The organism is Pseudonocardia sp., from assembly GCF_025965585.1.
In the GTDB taxonomy this organism is placed as follows: domain Bacteria; phylum Actinomycetota; class Actinomycetes; order Mycobacteriales; family Pseudonocardiaceae; genus Pseudonocardia.
This window is the reverse complement of the sequence record NZ_JAOPWR010000048.1, coordinates 1-2,937: the sequence shown is the minus strand read 5'-3', so window position 1 is coordinate 2,937 and position 2,937 is coordinate 1. Positions and strand designations below refer to the sequence as shown.

General features: G+C 72.1%; 3 protein-coding genes. 1 reads left to right on the top strand and 2 read right to left on the bottom strand.

Annotated features, from left to right (window positions below):
• Both JWR81_RS02695 and JWR81_RS02690 read right to left on the bottom strand, forming a co-directional pair.
• Positions 1-371 (bottom strand): isochorismatase family protein (locus tag JWR81_RS02695; protein ID WP_297646188.1); only part of this gene is annotated, 371 nt, incomplete at its 3' end.
• Complete coding sequence (locus JWR81_RS02690) at positions 368-1,252, bottom strand: TIGR03619 family F420-dependent LLM class oxidoreductase (RefSeq protein ID WP_297646185.1); 885 nt, start codon at positions 1,250-1,252, stop codon at positions 368-370. The genes JWR81_RS02695 and JWR81_RS02690, both read right to left, overlap by 4 nt.
• Positions 1,253-1,371: 119 nt before the next feature.
• On the opposite strand from JWR81_RS02690, the gene JWR81_RS02685 reads away from it, so the two are divergent.
• A complete protein-coding gene (locus tag JWR81_RS02685) occupies positions 1,372-2,925 on the top strand; it encodes an AMP-binding protein (RefSeq protein ID WP_297646183.1) in 1,554 nt (517 codons plus the stop codon).
• Positions 2,926-2,937: the final 12 nt, after the last annotated feature.

Genomic DNA, 2,937 nt, shown 5'->3' with positions numbered 1-2,937 from the left:
CGCAGCAGCGGAAGGAGCTCGGTGCCGGTGGCGGGGCACAGTCCGTGGTGGCGCGGCGAGACCACGTCCTCGGGTGAGTAGAGCGAGGGCAGGACGTGCGTGGCGGGATGGCCGTGGGCCCAGGTGCTCGTCATCGGCCCGAGCCGCCGCCACAGCGGTGCCGTGCCGTATTCGGTCGCTCCGCAGCAGCCCTCGAACGTCGCGTGCACGACGGGCACGGCCGCCCGGCGGGCCGCGTGTACCAGCCGCTCGATCCCGGCGACAAGGGGGCCCGCGGCGTCCCGGAGTGGGGGAAGGACCGAATCCTCGCCCAACACGCCCTGCTGGCACTCGATGCAGACGACGGCAGTGGACATCGGGTCGGCGATCACCGGGCCACCGCCTCGAGCCCCGCGATCGCCGATCCGACCCACCCGATGTCGGCCAGGCACGCGTCTGCGGAGCGCGCCGACGACTCCCACGTCAGCCAGGTGACGCCCGCCTCCGCACAGGCCGCACCGGACGAGTCGAGGAACGCGAGGAACGCTTCGGCGGAGCCGACCCCGGGCGGGGCGAAGCAGACGTCGAGCGGCTCGGGCCTGCCCAGCTCGCGACGCATCCGGTCGAGGTCCGCGATGCGGTCGGCCAGTTGCTCGACGCTCGTGAGGGAGTCCGTCCCGGTGATGGCCGCCTGCTCGGCGCCCTGCCCGAAGGGCATCCAGCCGTCGCCGTGGGTGGCGGCGCGGCGCCGGGCGCGCCGGCTGTTGCCCCCGATCCAGATCGGCGGCCTGCGCTCGGGCCGCGGCAACGCCGAGTGCCCCACTGATCGGCCGTCCCACGCCTCCCCGATGGCCGTCAGCGCCGCGTCGAACCGCACGCCGCGCCCGCGGAAGTCTGCGCCCAGCGCGGCGAACTCACCCTCCACGTAGCCGGCTCCCATGCCCAGGACCAGCCGTCCCCCGCTCAGGACATCGACGCTCGCCGCCGCCTTGGCCGTGATGTACGGGCTGCGGTAGCCGGCGACGACGAGGTTGGTCAGCAGCCGGATCCGCGACGTGCCGGCACCGATGACGGCGAGCGCGACGAACGGATCGAAAGCGTGGTGCCCGCCCGCGGCGAGCCACTCGTCCGGGGGGAAGGGGTGGTCGGTCATCGACACCGCGTCGAAGCCGGCTTCCTCGGCGGCGACAGCGAGGACGCTCAGTTCGTGGCCGCCGATCCACCTCTCGTAGTGCTTGATCGCCCTCGACGGCATCTGGAAGTTGATCCTCATCAGCCTCGCACCTTCCTGCCGGATCTGGCACGGCCGTGCAACGAACGGCTCTTTCCGACCGCAGCGCCGTACGCTAGCTTTGACTTGACATTTTCGTCAAGGCAGACCGAGGGGCATCGATGCCGGCACCCGATCTCACGCTCGGAGACATGATCCGGGACAACGCCGAACGGTTCCCCGACGTGCCGGCCTATGTCGCCGACCGGGCGGCGCTCACCCACGCCGGGCTGCTCGCGCGAGCCACGGCGGTCGCGTCGGCGCTGGCAGGCGCCGGGCTGCGCCGCCAAGATCGCATCGCCGTGCTCGGCCGCAACAGCGCCGAGTTCGGCGAGGTACTCACTGCGGGGTGGCTGAGCGGGATCGTCGTCGCGACCGTCAACTTCCGCCTCGCGCCGCCCGAGATCGCCCGCATCCTCGCCGACTCCGCCCCCCGGATCCTGTTCTGCGACGCCGAGTACGTGCCGCTGGTCGACAAGCTGCGGCCGTCGCTGCCCGGCATCGAGACGGTCGTGACGTTCGGCGAGGCGACCCAGCCCGACGTCGTCGCGTATGCCGACCTGCTCGCCTCGGGCGACGCGGGCACGATCCCGTTCCACGCGCGTGCCGACGACATCGCCTGCCTCATCTACACGAGCGGCACCACCGGGAGACCCAAGGGCGCAATGCTGGGCCAGTGGGAGATGCGACGACTCGCGTACACCATGAACGTCGAGATGCGCTCCGGGCCCACCGACCGCGTTCTGCTGGTGATGCCCCAGTTCCACATCGGCGCCATGGCCATCGGGCTGGGGCTGCATGCGCGCGGAGGCACCGCGGTGCTGCACCGCCAGTTCGAGCCGGCGGCGGCGCTGGAGGCGATCGTCGCGGACGGGATCACCGTTCTGCACCTCGCACCTGTGATGCTCCAGGCCCTTCTCGACGCCGCGACCACGGCCCCAGATGCCCTCGCCGGCGTCCGCACCGTCGTCTACTCGGCCGCCCCGATCACCCCGCCCACGCTGCGCGCCGCGCTCGCCGCGATGCCCGGCGCCGGGTTCCTCAACCTCTACGGCCAGACCGAGGTGATCACCTCTGGGCTACCCCGCGAACTGCACACCACCGGTGACTCCGACGCGGACAGGCGGCGGTTGTCGTCGGTGGGGCATCCCTTCCCCGACTCCGTCGTCCGCATCGTGGGCGACGACGGGAACGACGTGCCGCGCGGCGAGGCCGGCGAGATCGTGGTGGCGTCCGGCGCGACGTTCCGCGGCTACTGGAACGACAGTGCCGCCACCGCGGCGACGCTCCGGGACGGCTGGTGTCATACGGGCGACATCGGGCGCGTCGACGATGAAGGCCTGCTACATCTCGTCGACCGCAAGAAGGACGTGGTGATCTCCGGCGGCGAGAACGTCTACTGCCCCGAGGTCGAGGACGCCGTCGTCGCGCACCCGGAGGTCGCGGCCTGCGCCGTGATCGGCGTGCCCGACGAGCGCTGGGGCGAGGCGGTGTGCGCGGTGGTGGTCCCCGTGCCGGGCGCGCACGTCACGCTGGAGATGCTCCGCGTGCACACCCGCGCGCTCATCGCCTCCTACAAGGCCCCCCGGCGCGTGGAGATCGTCGACGCGCTCCCGCTGCTGGTCACCGGCAAGATCGACAAGAAGGAGCTGCGGGCCCGCTACACCGTCAGCTGAGCGCGCTGGATC